This window comes from Methylocaldum sp. GT1BB, assembly GCF_051027545.1.
In the GTDB taxonomy this organism is placed as follows: Bacteria; Pseudomonadota; Gammaproteobacteria; order Methylococcales; family Methylococcaceae; genus Methylocaldum.
Window position 1 is genome coordinate 146350 of the sequence record NZ_CP194902.1, and the last position, 15246, is coordinate 161595.

Here is a 15246-nt window from a genome sequence, read left to right on the forward strand (position 1 = left end):
TTGCGAAAACACGAAAGAACAAGCAAGTTTTCCGGTCGCTCTGTTCTCGCGCTCAAAAAATCGACCTGCACGATTCAATCTTCGCTGACGGCCCGTGCTGGCTGACGATACAATAGAATCATTTCTCATTTGGACGTATTCCATCCATCATGCGCACTAGCCAATTTCCGCTCAACACCATCAAAGAAACCCCGGCCGATGCCGAAATCGTCAGCCATAAGCTGATGCTGCGCGCCGGTCTGATCCGCAAGCTAGCCGCCGGTCTTTATACGTGGCTCCCTCTGGGGCTGCGCGTACTCCGCAAGGTGGAAAACATAGTCCGCGAGGAAATGGATCGCAGCGGCGCTTTGGAAGTGCTCATGCCGGCGGTGCAACCCGCGGAGCTCTGGCAGGAATCGGGGCGCTGGGATGTGTTCGGCCCGGAACTCTGCCGATTCAAGGATCGCCACGAGCGCGATTTCTGCCTAGGTCCCACTCACGAGGAAATCATCACCGATCTGGTCCGCAGCGAAATCAAAAGCTACAAGCAGTTGCCGGTCAACTTTTACCAGATTCAAACGAAATTCCGGGACGAGATCCGCCCGCGGTTCGGCGTCATGCGGGCTCGCGAATTCCTGATGAAGGATGCCTACTCTTTCCATCTCGACAAGGACTCCTTGCAGGAAACCTACGACCGGATGTACGAGACTTACTCCCGTATCTTCGAACGGCTGGGACTGCGATTCCGTGCGGTGCTGGCCGATACCGGCGCTATCGGCGGGAGCATGTCCCATGAGTTTCACGTGCTGGCCGATTCCGGCGAGGATGCCATCGCCTTTTCCGACCGGAGCGATTATGCCGCCAATATCGAGATGGCCGAAGCTATCGCTCCCGCCGAAGCGCGTGCGCCTGCGAGCCGTCCCATGGAGAAGATCGCTACCCCTGGCAAGACCAGTATTGCCGAGGTAGCGGAATTCCTGAACGTCCCTGCTGAAAAAATCGTCAAGGCCATCGCCGTGATGATCGGCAAGCGCGACCTCGATAGGGAGTGGGAAGAGTTTTGCCTGTTACTGCTGCGGGGCGATCATGAGCTCAACGAAGTGAAGGCCGGAAAGATCCTCGGCAGTTTCCGCTTTGCCACCGACGATGAAATCGAGCAGCACATGGGCTCTCGGGCGGGCTACATCGGCCCGGTCCAAATGCCCGGCGCGAAAGGAGCCATAAACGTCATCGCCGATCGCCCCGTTCCGGCCATGAGCGATTTCGTCTGCGGCGCCAACGAGAAGGGGTTCCATCTGATCGGCGTCAACTGGGACCGAGACCAACCGGCGCCCCGACATGTCCACGACCTCCGCAAGGTGACGGAAGGCGATCCTAGCCCGGACGGCAAAGGAAATCTCCGCATCGCACGCGGCATCGAAGTCGGGCATGTCTTCCAGCTCGGCACCAAATACAGCGAAGCGATGCAGGCCACGGTGCTCAACGAAGAAGGAAAAAACCAGGCGCTGATCATGGGCTGCTACGGCATAGGCGTGTCACGCGTGGTCGCCGCCGCCATCGAGCAGAACCACGACGAACGGGGAATCGTCTGGCCCGAAGCGCTCGCACCGTTCCAGGTCGCTCTCGCGCCGATCAACATGCACACATCGGAACGGCTGCAGGAGATCGCCGAGCATCTGTACCGCTCTCTTCGGAACGAAGGGATCGAAGTCTTGTTCGACGACCGAAAGGCTCGTCCCGGCGTCATGTTCGCCGACTTGGAACTGATCGGCATTCCGCATCGGGTGGTCGTCAGCGAGCGTCTGCTCGAATCGAATCAGGCCGAATACAAGGGGAGACGGGATGCCGAAGCGATTCAAATTCCGCTGGAGGAAGTCGTGCCGTTCATTCGGGCGCGGCTAAACGGCATCGGTTAGCCGCAGCCCGGCGTCCAGTTGCGGGATGCCGGGCCGTCCGTCCACAATTTGCGCGGTTTGATCGCGCAAGTTGGAACCGCCCTCGTATGCCCTTATACTATGGCCCCGCTTTTTAAGCGGTAAGGCGCTGAACTATGGAACCGAACCGTCCGGCATGAATCCTCATCTGCAAAAACTACAGCCCTACCCGTTCGAAAAGCTGTCCGAACTCAAGCAAGGAATTACTCCCCCGGGCGACAAGCCTCATATTGCCCTGTCGATAGGCGAGCCCAAGCATCCGACGCCTCACTTCATTGCCGAAAGCCTGATCGCGCACCTCCACGGGCTGGCCAATTACCCGGCCACCAAGGGGCTCTTGGAACTGCGCCGAACCATCGCGGACTGGCTGTCGCGCCGGTTTTCCCTGCCTCCGGCGAGCGTGGACCCGGAACGCCACGTACTGCCCTGCAACGGGACCCGCGAGGCGTTGTTCTCGTTCGCTCAGTATGTCATCGATGCCGCCGAGCAACCGCTGGTATTGATGCCCAACCCGTTCTATCAGATCTACGAGGGCGCAGCCCTGCTGGGCGGTGCGGAACCCTATTTTCTCAATACGACACGAGAAACAGGCTATCTGCCGGACTTCGAATCGGTGCCGGACAAGATTTGGGAACGTTGCCAGCTGATTTACATCTGCTCGCCCGGCAATCCCTCAGGCTCCGTCATTAGCGCCGAGACGCATAGAGCGCTCATCAATCTGTCCGAGCGCCATGATTTCATCATCGCTTCGGATGAGTGTTATTCCGAGATTTATCTTGACGAATCGGTTCCGCCTCCAAGCTTGCTGCAGTCTGCCCATGACATGGGCAATACGGAATTCAAGCGCTGCGTCGTGTTTCATAGCCTCTCCAAGCGTTCCAACGCGCCGGGACTGCGGTCCGGTTTCGTTGCCGGGGATGCCGATATCCTCAAGCAGTACCAGAGGTATCGCACCTATCACGGCTGCGCGCTCTCGCTGCCGGTTCAGCACGCGAGCATCAAAGCCTGGCAAGATGAAAAGCATGTCACGGAAAGCCGAGCGGCGTATCGGCGGAAGTTCTCCGCAGTCCACGACGTTCTGAAGGACCATCTGGATCTGTCGATACCGCCAGGCGGCTTCTATCTCTGGCCCGATGTCCACCGCGATGATTGCCAATTCGCGCAGGATCTTTATGCGCGGCAAAATCTGACCGTGCTGCCCGGCAGTTTTCTGTCCCGCGAAGCGCATGGGATCAATCCCGGCCAAAATCATGTCAGGATAGCCTTGGTCGCCCCTCTGGAGGAATGCGTGGAGGCGGCCCACCGCATTCGAGAGTTCATTCAATCCATGTAAATCGAAAAGTAAAGCCATGTCCTTAGAAAACATCATCAACGAAGCCTTTGAAGACCGAGCCCAGCTCACTCCGACCTCGACCAGCGCGGTGATCCGTGAAGCCGTTCAGGAAGCCTTGACGTTGCTGGACAGCGGACGCGCCCGTGTCGCCGAAAAGAAAAACGGGGATTGGGTCGTCAATCAATGGCTCAAGAAAGCCGTGCTGCTGTCTTTCCGGATCTCCGACAACCGCATCATGGAAGGCGGCGAGACGAAATATTTCGACAAGGTCGAACCGAAATTCGGCGGCTTCAGGCCGGAACACTTTGCCGCCATGAGCGCCCGCGTGGTGCCGCCGGCGACCGTCCGGCACGGCGCCTACATCGGCCCCGGTGTCGTGCTGATGCCGTCGTTCGTCAATATCGGCGCTTACGTCGATTCCGGCACGATGGTCGACACCTGGGCGACGGTGGGCTCCTGCGCCCAGATCGGCAAGAACGTGCACCTGTCCGGCGGCGTCGGTATCGGCGGCGTGCTGGAACCCTTGCAGGCTGCGCCCACCATCATCGAGGACAACTGCTTCATCGGTGCGCGCTCGGAGATCGTCGAAGGGGTGATCGTCGAAGAAGGTTCGGTCATCTCCATGGGTGTCTACATCGGCCAGAGTACCAAGATCTACAACCGAATGACCGGCGAGATCACTTACGGACGCGTACCGGCCGGCTCGGTGGTGGTATCCGGAAACCTGCCCGCGAAGGATGGAAGCCATAGTCTTTATTGCGCAGTCATCATCAAGCAGGTGGACGAAAAAACCCGCAGTAAAGTCGGTATCAACGAACTGCTACGCGATTGATCGAATTCCGAGACGCGCAAATCCATTCGGGAGAGTTCCATCCCAACTACGAGGTAATACCATGAAGAAGAGCCTGTTTTTGACTTTCGCCCTGTTGTTTTCGGCAAATGTTTTCGCCTCCACGGACCATTACATCCGTCGTGAGGGCGATCATGTCCAGCATCTTAAAATCCGCAAATTCGGAGACGACATCAAGGTGACCATGGACGTGGATTTCGAGCCCACCGGTTCGACCGAGGAAGGCCGGAGATCATGTTCCGCGGAAATTTCAGGCGAAGCCAAGGCAGTCAGCGAAAACGAGATCGTGCTGAAAAAACAGGCAGAAGGCGAAGCTCACTATTGCGCGCTGAGGATTTTGCTGTCCAATGACGGTGCCAAGGTCGAGCAATCGCCGGACTGTAAATATTTCGTCGCAGGCATCTGCCATTTCGACAGCGAAGGGCGAGAACTGATCAAGGTTAAATAAACGGGTTGGTTGTCCTCGAAAATGCGAAGCCCTGCTCACACTGCGGGGCTTTTTTATCCCAGGAGAGCGTTTCGACTCCTCGTCGAGTACCGAAGCAGAACACCACGGTCAAATCGTCGACAATTGCTCCGCCATCTCGGCCAAAGTTTGTCGGGGCAACTTGCCGGTCTCCGAACGAGGCAATTTGTCCAGCAAATACAAAGGGCGAGGCAGGAAAACCGGATCGAGACGCGCCTGCAATTCTGCAAGCAGCTGTTCCTTAGTCTTGCCGGGAGCTACGGCGAAAGCGATCAGGCGGACGGTCCCTTCAGGGCCATCCGGCAAAAAAAAGACCCCGTCCCGGACCCCGTCTATCTCGTTCAACACATGATTCAGAGCACCGAGCGAGGTGCGCTTTCCGGCGATGTTGACCAGATCCGCGTTGCGTCCCAACAGTTTGAACTGCCGAGCGCCACAACATTCGATCAAATCGTTCAACACGACAGGTCCGGGAAGATGGTGGGCATCGACCCATGATTCGCCACCTTTCGCCTGAAAACGCACGCCGTCGAACGCATGCCACATGTCGTCTCGACTCGTGCGGCGGGAGGCAATCGATCCCGCTTCCGTACAGCCGTAAATCTCCAGCACGCGGGTTCGAAACAGACCTTCCGCCTTGGCTGCCCAGTCGCGAGAAAGCGGTGCCGTAGCGGAGACGATGAGCTCGATCTCCGGAAGATCTTCCCCGGCCTCGATCAGTGCCCGTATGTGCACCGGCGTCGTTACGAGGATTCGCGGCTCCGGGCACAATTCCAAAGCGGCGCGGATATCGGCCGAAAAAAAAGGCTTACCGGAGTGCAGCGCCATTCCGCCAAGGCAAAGCGGCAGAAGAATACTGGTCTCGAGACCGTACATGTGCTGCGGCGGTACCGTGGCGATGACACTAGCCGACTGCTCCGGCCTCAAACCTAGGCCAGCCCCGATCAGTTTCGCACTCTCGCAAAAGCTCAGCCACGTTTTGACGTGAGCTTTCGGCTGGCCTGTGCTACCGGACGTAAACGCGATTGCAACTACTTGATCTCCCGGAATTTCCGGGATGTAAGCGTCCTGGCGTGGCGTCTGTCGTGGGCTGCAATCGTAACGGACGATCGTATCAAGTCCTTCCGGAGACTCCGGACCGTCAACTAGACAATAGAGCTGCGGATATTGTTCCGTCACTTGCTGCAAGACCCTAGGTGCCCGGCTCGGCGGCAGCAGGTTGATCTGCCCTTTGAACACGGCTGCGGCGAAAGCCGCGAGAAACCGGTATCGGTTCTCGCAGAGATTGACCATGTAAGGACGATCGGGGAGATTTGCCGCCAGATTGATTACTTCCCGGAAAAATTCGCCCAAAGTTATGGAACGGCCGTTATCAATAGCGATAATTCGGGCATCGCTAAAACGGTCGATCAATGGATAGTGCGGCCTGAGGAGGCTGGCGCCGTGGGAGATGATCTTGTCTTGATATTTCGTTAATGGCCTGTTTGCCACGGGTGTTATTCACTATTTTTAGGATGAATGTTGCGCAAAAACTATACGCAAAGCGCTAAGGTATTTAAATGAAGCAACTGTATTCTCCTGTATACAAACCGTAACTCTTTTGGAGCCGGCGTTCCATCTCTAGTTTTTGCCAGAAGAATTCCTGCAATACGACCTGCCTGCAAAACGTCGCGCCAATTTGCCGGACTGAAACATTGAAATCCGCTCCAAACTCGACTTAAACCAGCAGATAAATTTACAAGCTTCGGCACAATCTGGTATTAAGGGAATGGCGCTTCATTTCGCGCCCCGTGTCGATCTAAGTTCAACAACCTCAAGGAGAATTCCAATGAAAAAGATGATGACAGTGATGGGTGGTTTGTTGTTAATCAGTCCTATCCTAGCCCACGCGACCAGCCATACCCAAGGAGCCGGTCCCAGGGGAGATGGCGCGAGTGGTTGCGGCTGGGGAGCGTTGCTGTTCGACGGCAACAGCGGCGTCGGCGCCCATTCACTCGCGATTACCACCAATGGCAGCTTCGGCAACAACACTTTCGGTATATCCTCCGGCACCAACGGTTGCGACGCCAACCAAACCATTCGCTACAGGGGCGGCCGCATGTACATCGGGGCCAACATGACCAAGCTGGCCGAGGACATGTCTCGCGGAAACGGCGAAACACTTGCCGGGCTTTCCGAAGTTATGGGCATCGCAAAAGAAGATCGCCTGGCCTTTTTCGCGCTGGTCAAGAAACATTTCGCCGTGATTTATCCGCGAGAATCCGTTACCAGCGACGAGGTAATGGACGCCTTGATCGTCGTGATGAAGTCCGACTCCGCATTGGCGAAGTACGTCGGCTGATCCCTAGCTTGCGAGGCGCTCCCCGAAATATGAAGCGCCTCTTCTTTCATCCGCCGTGAAGTCGCTCTTATGCCTCGTTGTTGCTCTGACATTTCAGACGGCAGCTTTCCGCGCCTTTGGGTCGGAAAATCCCTCGATACTGCTTCGACAGGCGCGAGCGATGCGTCTGCACGACGACCCTACCTGGCTGGCCCTGGGCCATTACCGGCGCACTCCCTTCGGAGACTGGGCCAGCGATGCGGACGACCCGGCCTTTTTTCTTGCCGAAACGGGTCAACACGATCCCGACGCGGAATTATCCGCCACCCTTCTAGCCTATTTTGCGCCAGGAGACGGAGACGAGCACCCTCGGTGCCGATTTCCCGCTCGTTATCATTGGCTAAAAAGCCGGCTCGATTTCGGCGGTTCGCTATCTTCGGATCACGACTGCAAAGCGTTTTCCGAATGGACCGAGACCCTGAAGGCCCATTCGGTAAGCCTGATCTTTCCCGCATCCTACCTGAACAGCCCGTCATCCATGTTCGGGCATACTTTTTTGCGCCTGGACCGCGAAAATCAGGATGAAAATGCACGTCTGCTGGCCCATACGATCAATTATGCGGCGGACGTGAATGTGGCGGACAACGAATTGTTCTACGCGTACCGAGGTCTGTTCGGTGGCTATCCGGGCGTGATTTCGGTACAGCCGTTTTATGAAAAAGTTAAGGAATACAGCGACTTCGAAAACCGCGATATTTGGGAATATTCCCTTAACCTGTCGCCCGCCGAAACCGCGCAACTGATCCGTCACGTCTGGGAAATTCGGCCGATTCGGTTCGACTATTACTTTATCGGAGAAAACTGCTCTTATCGTATTTTGAGCTTGCTGGATGTCGTGCGTCCGGCTCTTGCGCTTCGGGAGAAATTTCCCTACCGCTCCATTCCCTCGGATACCGTGCGCGCCATCGTTGATGCGGGATTGGTCGAGCATGTGGATTACCGTCCATCCGCGGCAACGGTGTTGAACGAGCATACCCGCCAGCTCACGTCTGACCAACGCCGCGTGGCCAGACAGTTGGCAGATGGAAAAATCGCGCTGGACAGCGCTGCTCTTAGACCGATGTCTGCCGCCGAACAAGCGGCTACACTGGAGACGGCATACGAGTCTTTGCGCTACCGGTCGTTGGCCGACAAATTGCCGAGGGAGCGTGTTGCCGGTCTGAGTTATAAACTCCTGCTGGCCCGCAGCCGGATCGATGACGTTTCACCGCTAAAACCGCCGGAGCGTCCGGCCACTCGGGATGATGAAGGGCACAAGCCTTGGCGCGCCGACCTCGGCTTCGGTTTTTTCGATCATACGGCGTTCGGCTCATTCCGATTGCGCTCCGCCTATCACGATCTGACCGATCCTTTAGCCGGCTACCGGCTGGGAGCCCAGATCAAATTTCTCGATGCCAGTGTCCGGTATTACGAAGACGAGAGATTCCGCGTCGAAGCCGTGGATGTCATCAATATCGCATCATTAACCCCGCGCACAGAGTTTATCCAGCCCTTGTCCTGGTCCGTCGGCCTCGGCGCCCGGCGAAAATTGCTTGAAACCGGCCGACCGTTGGTCGGCTATCTGGACGGAGGCGTCGGTTTGAGCTACAGCATCGGCGACGGAATGATCTTCGGCCTAGTGAACGGCACGCTTGAAGTAAGCGAGTCGGTTCGACCGAACGTCGATATCGGGCTTGGCCCCCGCATCGGCTGGCTGTATCGCGGCCTGGGCGGGCAGGGACTGCTGGATTTTCGAATTGACTGCTATATCGTGGAAGACGAGTATTGCACGGGCGGATTGCGCTTGGACCATACGGTGAATCTAGGCAAGGACTATGCGCTGAACCTGCGTCTCGGCCGAGACCGGGGAGAGCGTACTTATGCGAGTGAATTTCTTTTGTCGGTGCGGCGGTATTTTTGAGAGTCGAACAAATATTGCCGCGTATTTGCATCCGGCGCTGATGGAGCATTACCGTGTCCCGATGCTTTTTCCGAAATCTTTTGATTATTCCGTTCGCCCTTAGCCTTTCCGGATGCGCCAGCCTGCTTTTTTATCCGGACCGGGCGATGCGGCTCACACCCGATGCCTTAGGCCTGAAATACGAAGATGTGAACCTGGTCACCCCAGACGGGATTAAATTACACGGCTGGTTCTTGTTTGCTCGCGGCGGCCCGCGCGGAACGGTATTTTTCCTCCACGGCAATGCCCAGAACATCAGCACTCACATCTATAGCGTCGCCTGGCTGCCGGAAAAAGGATATCAGGTGTTTCTCCTCGACTATCGCGGCTATGGACTATCCGACGGCTCGCCAGGTCTGCCGGAAGTGTTGACCGATGTGGCTACAGGCTTTCAATGGCTTTTGAGCGAGCCTCGCGTAGCGAACAGAAACCTTTTCCTTTTAGGCCAAAGCCTGGGTGCAAACTTGGGCGCCTACTTCGCGGGCGCGAGTCCGGAAACGCGCCAACGCTTAACTGCGATCGTTTTGGATGCGCCGTTTGCCAGCTATCGCGAAATCACCCGTGACAAACTGGCCCAATTCCCGATCACGTGGCCGCTACAATATCCGCTCTCCCGACTGATGCCGGACGACTATAGCCCGATCAAAAATATCGCCGAGATATCACCATTGCCGCTGCTCATCATCTGCAGCGAAACCGATGACATAGTGCCGGCCCGTCACAGCATCGCGCTGTTCGAAGCGGCCGGCGAACCCAAGTCGCTCTGGGTCACCGAAGGATTTCACATCGCCACCTTTGGTCAAGAGAAAAACCGCCAACGCTTGCTCTCTTTTCTCGAGGAACATGGACGTTAAACGCTCCAGCGACCAACAATCTTAAGCCTTGAACGAAATGGCCGTACCGAGGGACAGCTCTAAGTCTCGATCGGCGCGTCCACAGTTGACTGCGATTTCAATCAGTCCGATTGAGTTTTGATACCAGAAGGCTTGGGTGGCGGGAACCGAACAAAATGTGTTAGCCTGCCGTAACGACTGGCCATTTGCACAGAGCGTCATTCCGCAGTATTCAGTCCTGTGCCGCATTCCAGTAATGGCATTGCCGTAGTGATCGAAATAGATGATCTCGGCGAGATCGGACGGCCATTCGATCAGATCCGGTTTCTGATGGTTGTGGCTCGCCCAGCTGAAGTCATGGGTGGCAATGCGTGCAGCGATAGGAGCGAAAAGATCGCGGCCGTGGAAACTCGACGAGAGCATCCTTGGACGCCAATCGATCACCCGCCATTCCGCTTCGGCCGATTGCGCTGCCACAGTATTGAGGAGACCGTTATCCGGCCCCACAAACCATTGCCCATCCGCTTGTAGAACAACCGGCAACCGTTCACCGCCGACGCCGGGATCGACCACGGCAAGAAATACGCTACCGGTCGGAAGTTGTTTGCACAGGGCTGCGAGTAGATATGAACTCCACCGGGGCTCGCCCATGGGTGCGTTGCTAACGAGATTTACAATGTCGACTCCCGGCGCCCGCAATCGCAGCACCGCTTCCATTTGCCCAAGATACGGCCCCTCTGAACCGAAATCGGTAAATAGAAAAATCATATCGGTGTCAGCAACAGCGGATTGACGGCTATGGTCTGACCTTACTCGTCTTGGAGGTTTGGAATCTGCTCTATGCGTCTAGGCCGAAACAATCGCGAAAATACAAGCCCCAACTCGAACAGCAGCCAGATGGGCACTGCCAAAAGACTTTGCGAAACCACGTCGGGAGGTGAAAGCACCATTCCGATGACAAAAGCGGCCACAATAATGTAAGGCCGTTTTTCGGACAGGCTCTCTCGGGTAGAAATGCCGCTCCAAATTAGCACGATGGTCGCAATTGGAACCTCAAACGAGACCCCGAAAGCGAAGAACAAAGTTAGTACGAAATCCAGGTAATGCGTAATATCGGTCATTACCGCTACTCCCGCCGGCGCCGTTGCGGTCAGGAACCCGAAAATCAGAGGGAAGACCAGATAATAGGCAAACGCCATACCCCCATAAAACAGCACTGTACTTGCAAACAGAAGCGGCAGCACCAGACGGCGCTCATGCTCATATAAGCCCGGCGCGACAAAGGCCCAAACTTGGTAAAGAATATACGGTATCGACAGGAAAACCGCCGCCACCAGCGTAAGCTTGAACGGTGTCAGGAATGGCGAGGCGACATCGATCGCGATCATTTGCGAACCGGGCGGCAAATGCTTCATGAGCGGCCCTGCCAAATAAGCGTAGATCTCGTTGGCAAAATAGGCCATGCTCATAAAAACAAACAAAACCACGAGTATGCACCGCAGCAGTCTATCCCGTAGTTCTACTAGGTGAGAAATAAAAGGTTGCTCGGTGTCTTGCATCTGTCCCCGACTATACTTTTTATAGTTCACCATCGCGGTGCTTAGAAGCAGGCTCTTTTTCGTCCGTTTCGTTCGGATCAGATATCGACACGCGATCTTTCTTTTTGCCAGGTCGCACCGGAGTCGATAATAACTCCACCTTTTTCTTTTCTTCTAATAAAGATTGACGCAACTCTTGCAACTGAAGCTCATGGTCAATTTCTTGCCTCACCGAAGCGGCCATTGCACGAGCCCTTCGAACCCACAGTGCGACCTCTCTTGCCACCTTGGGTAGACGCTCCGGACCGAACACCAGAAGCGATACGACACCTACCAAGACCAATTCCCAAAAGCCAATATCGAACATGCTTTTTTGAATCGTTGTTAGGTCGTCTTGTCTTTGTTCTCGTGGACCGCCTCTCCGTCGATCGTCCTCCCGGATTTCTCTTCGTCCCCCTCGCTCATCGCACTACGAAAACTCTTTATTGCCGATCCCAGATCGCCGCCAATGTTACGTAGTCGTTTGGTGCCGAACAACAACAGTACGATCAAGAAAAGGAGCAGTAGCTCCCATATACCGATACCCATCAATTTACTCCTACATGCTTTTAGTGACGTTAACTCGAGAGATATTACCGAATTCGCTTCGTTAAAAATAACCAGGCATTTTCCCGGCCAAGATCCAGTACGATTCTCTGCATCCGTTTCTTGGTCATTGGTAATCGCCATATTCTACTGTTAAAGAATTTACGGGCACATAGAGCGAGCTGGCCACTGCAAATTAAAACCACGAAAATAAGACCGCACAAAATTAAATAAGTTAGGCCTACCGTATAAAACTAGCACTACTTCCATCCGACATCCCGTTTCACTCCGACCTTGGCGACCGCTGACACCTCAGTGCCTAAGGTAAATCATCCATAACAGCCCCTCCGGCCAAGAGACAAGATCGCTGGCACTTTCCTTGCGACGTTCTGCCTTAATCACCTATAATGAATGGTTTCGCCAAGCCGACTAATTCTACGCCGGGTTGCTACTGTCTAGCTTTTTCTGGATAATCCCCGACTCGAACGAGCCTACTCACAGGTTTACCGTATGCAAACGATGATGCTCAAAGCAAAGCTACACAGAGCTCGAGTGACACACTCCGAACTCGAGTATGAGGGCTCTTGTGCCATTGATGGTTTGCTACTCGAACGCTCGGGAATCAGAGAATATGAACAAATCCACGTTTATAATGTTAACAACGGGCAAAGGTTCACTACCTACGCCATTCGCGCACAAGAGGGATCGGGCGTAATTTCTGTCAATGGCGCTGCCGCTCGTCTTGCTGCTCCTGGAGACATCATGATTATATGCGCCTACGTAGGGTTAAATCAGAGCGAACTCATCGGCTATAAACCCACACTGATCTATCTTGGAGAACACAACCAAATCGTCCGGACGGGTCAGTCGATACCCATACAAGCAGCCTGAGCTCAACTGCGTCACCTATTGATTTAGCGGTTTGCATTTAATAACTTAGCCGAATCGCCGGGACTAACTGACAGTTCGCCATCGTGCCGCCAATTCACATCCGCAAAACCGCCGCGGTCACATCCGCAGCCTGACGGTTGGGCTTAACATCGTGCACGCGAAACAAAGCCACTCCAGCCGATACTCCAAGAACAGTAGTTGCTATCGTCGCCCCCACCAGTTCCGGCGGATGACTCTCGCCGCAGATCGCCCCCATAAAGCGCTTCCTGCTTGTCCCTAATAAAACCTTATAACCCGTCGCCACGAAGCGACTTAGCTCTTTAATCAACCGCAGATTGTCGTCTTTCCGCTTTCCAAACCCGATGCCAGGATCGATGACAATGTTCTCGGCCGCAACCCCTTCTTTCATTGCAGCTTCTGCCCGTTCCATTAAGAACACCAATACTTCTTCGACTACATCCGTATACACGGGGTTATCTTGCATACCTTTTGGCTCGCCCTGCATATGCATAAGTACCAACGGCACACCAACCTTTGCTGCTACCGAGAACATCCTTGGGTCATCCCTACCGGCCGAGATATCATTCACCATGTTTACGCCAGCAGATATCGCTTCCTCTGCGACGCGACTTCTTGTCGTATCGACGCTTAACATCACATTGTACGGCAAATGGCTGCGCAAAGTACGAACGACCGGAATGACGCGGCTAAGTTGCTCCTCTTCGCTAACCGGCTCTGAGCCGGGCCGCGTAGACTCCCCACCGATATCGATGATATCCGCACCCTCTAATACCATACGTTGCGCATGCAATAACGCGTCCGCTGGCACACAATACCGGCCACCATCCGAAAAGCTATCTGGAGTTACGTTCAGAATCCCCATGATAAGGGGCTTATATTGCATGACGGAGTTCCCGCGCAAGAGCACCGTTAGATGCCGAAAATTCCGCTCGGTGACGGTAGTATAAATGAGCGACCGATATTTTCTCAGCCGCTTCCTACGTTATATGAGTAGGCTAGGCAATGCGGAAAACTTTACTTTGCTGCAGAGCAATTGGCCCGCATAAGCGGGCCAACGACATTGGCCATTCAGGCCAATCTTGCACCTTAGCCGGCGTCCGGCTCTTATGCGTTTGACCGATCAACAAGTTCTACGTATGCCATGGGTGTGGCATCGCCCCTGCGGAAACCGCATTTCAAAATCCTTAAATAGCCACCCGGCCGATCCTTAAATCGGGGTCCTAACTCGTCGAACAGTTTTACAACTGCGTCACGGTCTCTGATACGCGCAAACGCAAGGCGTCGTGCGGCTACGCTATTCTTCTTCGACAAGGTGATCAAAGGCTCAGCAAACCGCCTGATCTCTTTCGCTTTCGGCAAAGTCGTTTGAATGATCTCATGTTGGATCAAGGAGGCAGTTAGGTTTCGAAACAAGGCGTTTCGGTGACTGCCGGTAATATTTAGTTTTCTACCCGAATTACGATGCCGCATTTGTTACACCCACACAAATTTAAGAGTCTTGTTGGTCACGTTTAAGACCCTCGGGAGGCCAATTTTCAAGTCGCATGCCAAGTGACAAACCCTTCGTCGCCAAAACATCCTTAATTTCAGTCAGCGACTTCTTTCCAAGGTTTGGGGTTTTGAGCAAATCCACTTCGGTCCTTTGAATCAGATCGCCGATGTAGAATATGTTTTCCGCCTTCAAGCAATTAGCGGAGCGAACAGTCAGTTCGAGATCATCAACCGACCGAAGCAGCAACGGATCGAACTGCGGCCTTTCTTCGCTGATTCTCGGCGTCTCCTCACTTTTGAGGGCAACGAATACCGATAGGTGTTCGTTCAAAATCGATGCAGCTTGTCGAACCGCTTCTTCTGGATCAACCGTCCCATTAGTTTCCAGCTCCAGAATAAGCTTATCTAGATCCGTACGCTGCTCGACACGAGCGTTCTCTACCAAATACGAGACGCGCCGAATCGGGCTAAAAGAAGCGTCGATATTAAGCACGCCAACTGCGGTTTCCGCCTGCCCGGAATTCCGCGCGCCCACCGGCTGATATCCTCGACCCTTTTCAACTTTGAGCGTCATGCTTAACTTCCCGGAGTGCGTCAGATTCGCGATCTCCAACTCCGGGTTAAGAATTTCCGCATCGTGGGTAAGCTCTATGTCGCTTGCGGTAACTTTGCCAGGACCCGACTTGTTTATCTTAAGCGTAACCTCTTGTCCGGTCGGTATACGAATCGCGAGGTTCTTAAGGTTCAAAAGAATGTCAATAACGTCTTCTTGAACGCCATCTATCGTAGAGTACTCATGCAATACCCCTTCTATTGTTACTTCCGTAACTGCACAGCCGGGTATCGAGGAGAGCAGAACTCGCCTCAGCGCATTGCCCAGGGTATGACCAAACCCCCTTTCCAGAGGCTCGATTACAATCCTCGCACTGTTTCGATCTATGGGATTGACGTCAACCAACCGCGGTTTAATTAGATTCGCCAAGTAGTTTTGCATCGATTAGGAACA

The 15246-nt window shown here is 54.6% G+C and carries 16 protein-coding genes; 8 read left to right on the forward strand and 8 right to left on the reverse strand.

Translation table 11 applies throughout. The features are described 5' to 3' along the window. Positions 1-149 precede the first annotated feature (149 nt). From ACR2TX_RS01890 to ACR2TX_RS01905, 4 genes are all read left to right on the forward strand, one after another. Entirely contained in the window at positions 150-1895 is a 1746-nt protein-coding gene (locus ACR2TX_RS01890) for a proline--tRNA ligase (protein WP_434131020.1), read from the forward strand. 154 nt (positions 1896-2049) lie between these two features. Beyond that, complete coding sequence (dapC, locus tag ACR2TX_RS01895; protein WP_077731279.1) at positions 2050-3246, forward strand: succinyldiaminopimelate transaminase; 1197 nt, start codon at positions 2050-2052, stop codon at positions 3244-3246. 16 nt (positions 3247-3262) lie between these two features. Next, complete coding sequence (gene dapD, locus ACR2TX_RS01900) at positions 3263-4078, forward strand: 2,3,4,5-tetrahydropyridine-2,6-dicarboxylate N-succinyltransferase (RefSeq protein WP_086135216.1); 816 nt, start codon at positions 3263-3265, stop codon at positions 4076-4078. Positions 4079-4139: 61 nt separating this feature from the next. After that, positions 4140-4544 (forward strand): hypothetical protein, encoded by a 405-nt coding sequence (locus ACR2TX_RS01905; RefSeq protein WP_077731281.1) that lies wholly within the window; start codon positions 4140-4142, stop codon positions 4542-4544. 108 nt (positions 4545-4652) lie between these two features. Here the strand turns inward: ACR2TX_RS01905 and ACR2TX_RS01910 are convergent, their stop codons facing one another. Then, positions 4653-6053 (reverse strand): AMP-binding protein, encoded by a 1401-nt coding sequence (locus ACR2TX_RS01910; RefSeq protein ID WP_434131024.1) that lies wholly within the window; start codon positions 6051-6053, stop codon positions 4653-4655. A gap of 337 nt (positions 6054-6390) precedes the next feature. Here ACR2TX_RS01910 and ACR2TX_RS01915 point away from each other — a divergent pair, with 337 nt between their 5' ends. The 3 genes from ACR2TX_RS01915 (at position 6391) to ACR2TX_RS01925 (ending at position 9735) form a co-directional block, all read left to right on the forward strand. Beyond that, a complete protein-coding gene (locus tag ACR2TX_RS01915; protein ID WP_168183888.1) occupies positions 6391-6903 on the forward strand; it encodes a DUF3015 domain-containing protein in 513 nt (170 codons plus the stop codon). 160 nt (positions 6904-7063) lie between these two features. Then, positions 7064-8842, forward strand: coding sequence for an Lnb N-terminal periplasmic domain-containing protein (locus ACR2TX_RS01920; protein WP_086135213.1), 1779 nt, complete (start codon positions 7064-7066; stop codon positions 8840-8842). Positions 8843-8895: 53 nt separating this feature from the next. Beyond that, entirely contained in the window at positions 8896-9735 is an 840-nt protein-coding gene (locus tag ACR2TX_RS01925) for an alpha/beta hydrolase (protein ID WP_434131028.1), read from the forward strand. A gap of 21 nt (positions 9736-9756) precedes the next feature. On the opposite strand, the gene ACR2TX_RS01930 is transcribed toward ACR2TX_RS01925, so the two are convergent. From ACR2TX_RS01930 to tatA, 4 genes are read right to left on the reverse strand one after another with little or no spacing between them, the layout of a single operon-like run. Continuing rightward, the gene (locus ACR2TX_RS01930) at positions 9757-10482 is read right to left on the reverse strand and encodes an SAM-dependent chlorinase/fluorinase (protein ID WP_156880770.1); all 726 of its coding nucleotides are present in this window, start codon (positions 10480-10482) and stop codon (positions 9757-9759) included. A 41-nt stretch (positions 10483-10523) separates the two neighbouring features. Further along, positions 10524-11273: a twin-arginine translocase subunit TatC gene (gene tatC / locus ACR2TX_RS01935; RefSeq protein WP_077731320.1), complete on the reverse strand. Its 750-nt coding sequence runs from the start codon at positions 11271-11273 to the stop codon at positions 10524-10526. Between the two features lie 19 nt (positions 11274-11292). Next, positions 11293-11619: a Sec-independent protein translocase protein TatB gene (tatB, locus tag ACR2TX_RS01940; RefSeq protein ID WP_077731286.1), complete on the reverse strand. Its 327-nt coding sequence runs from the start codon at positions 11617-11619 to the stop codon at positions 11293-11295. A gap of 17 nt (positions 11620-11636) precedes the next feature. Then, positions 11637-11840, reverse strand: a complete 204-nt coding sequence (tatA, locus tag ACR2TX_RS01945; protein ID WP_077731287.1) for a twin-arginine translocase TatA/TatE family subunit — start codon at positions 11838-11840, stop codon at positions 11637-11639. A 507-nt stretch (positions 11841-12347) separates the two neighbouring features. Between tatA and panD the strand changes: the two genes are divergently transcribed. Continuing rightward, entirely contained in the window at positions 12348-12728 is a 381-nt protein-coding gene (gene panD, locus ACR2TX_RS01950) for an aspartate 1-decarboxylase (RefSeq protein ID WP_156880771.1), read from the forward strand. Positions 12729-12822: 94 nt separating this feature from the next. On the opposite strand, the gene folP is transcribed toward panD, so the two are convergent. From folP to ACR2TX_RS01965, 3 genes are all read right to left on the reverse strand, one after another. Then, positions 12823-13632 carry a dihydropteroate synthase gene (gene folP / locus ACR2TX_RS01955; RefSeq protein ID WP_156880772.1) on the reverse strand — a complete coding sequence of 270 codons (810 nt, stop codon included), beginning with the start codon at positions 13630-13632 and terminating at the stop codon, positions 12823-12825. Between the two features lie 221 nt (positions 13633-13853). Next, positions 13854-14219: a 50S ribosomal protein L17 gene (rplQ, locus tag ACR2TX_RS01960; protein ID WP_077731290.1), complete on the reverse strand. Its 366-nt coding sequence runs from the start codon at positions 14217-14219 to the stop codon at positions 13854-13856. A 19-nt stretch (positions 14220-14238) separates the two neighbouring features. Further along, complete coding sequence (locus ACR2TX_RS01965) at positions 14239-15234, reverse strand: DNA-directed RNA polymerase subunit alpha (protein ID WP_077731291.1); 996 nt, start codon at positions 15232-15234, stop codon at positions 14239-14241. Positions 15235-15246 lie beyond the last annotated feature (12 nt).

Excerpts from the sequence above, each read along its gene's own strand:
- ACR2TX_RS01890 (WP_434131020.1), top strand. The coding sequence starts at position 150 with ATGCGCACTAGCCAATTTCCGCTCAACACCATCAAAGAAACCCCGGCC.
- dapC (WP_077731279.1), top strand. The coding sequence starts at position 2,050 with ATGAATCCTCATCTGCAAAAACTACAGCCCTACCCGTTCGAAAAGCTG.
- dapD (WP_086135216.1), top strand. The coding sequence starts at position 3,263 with ATGTCCTTAGAAAACATCATCAACGAAGCCTTTGAAGACCGAGCCCAG.
- ACR2TX_RS01905 (WP_077731281.1), top strand. The coding sequence starts at position 4,140 with ATGAAGAAGAGCCTGTTTTTGACTTTCGCCCTGTTGTTTTCGGCAAAT.
- ACR2TX_RS01915 (WP_168183888.1), top strand. The coding sequence starts at position 6,391 with ATGAAAAAGATGATGACAGTGATGGGTGGTTTGTTGTTAATCAGTCCT.
- ACR2TX_RS01920 (WP_086135213.1), top strand. The coding sequence starts at position 7,064 with ATGCGTCTGCACGACGACCCTACCTGGCTGGCCCTGGGCCATTACCGG.
- ACR2TX_RS01930 (WP_156880770.1), bottom strand. The coding sequence starts at position 10,482 with ATGATTTTTCTATTTACCGATTTCGGTTCAGAGGGGCCGTATCTTGGG.
- tatC (WP_077731320.1), bottom strand. The coding sequence starts at position 11,273 with ATGCAAGACACCGAGCAACCTTTTATTTCTCACCTAGTAGAACTACGG.
- tatB (WP_077731286.1), bottom strand. The coding sequence starts at position 11,619 with ATGTTCGATATTGGCTTTTGGGAATTGGTCTTGGTAGGTGTCGTATCG.
- tatA (WP_077731287.1), bottom strand. The coding sequence starts at position 11,840 with ATGGGTATCGGTATATGGGAGCTACTGCTCCTTTTCTTGATCGTACTG.
- panD (WP_156880771.1), top strand. The coding sequence starts at position 12,348 with ATGCAAACGATGATGCTCAAAGCAAAGCTACACAGAGCTCGAGTGACA.
- folP (WP_156880772.1), bottom strand. The coding sequence starts at position 13,632 with ATGCAATATAAGCCCCTTATCATGGGGATTCTGAACGTAACTCCAGAT.
- rplQ (WP_077731290.1), bottom strand. The coding sequence starts at position 14,219 with ATGCGGCATCGTAATTCGGGTAGAAAACTAAATATTACCGGCAGTCAC.
- ACR2TX_RS01965 (WP_077731291.1), bottom strand. The coding sequence starts at position 15,234 with ATGCAAAACTACTTGGCGAATCTAATTAAACCGCGGTTGGTTGACGTC.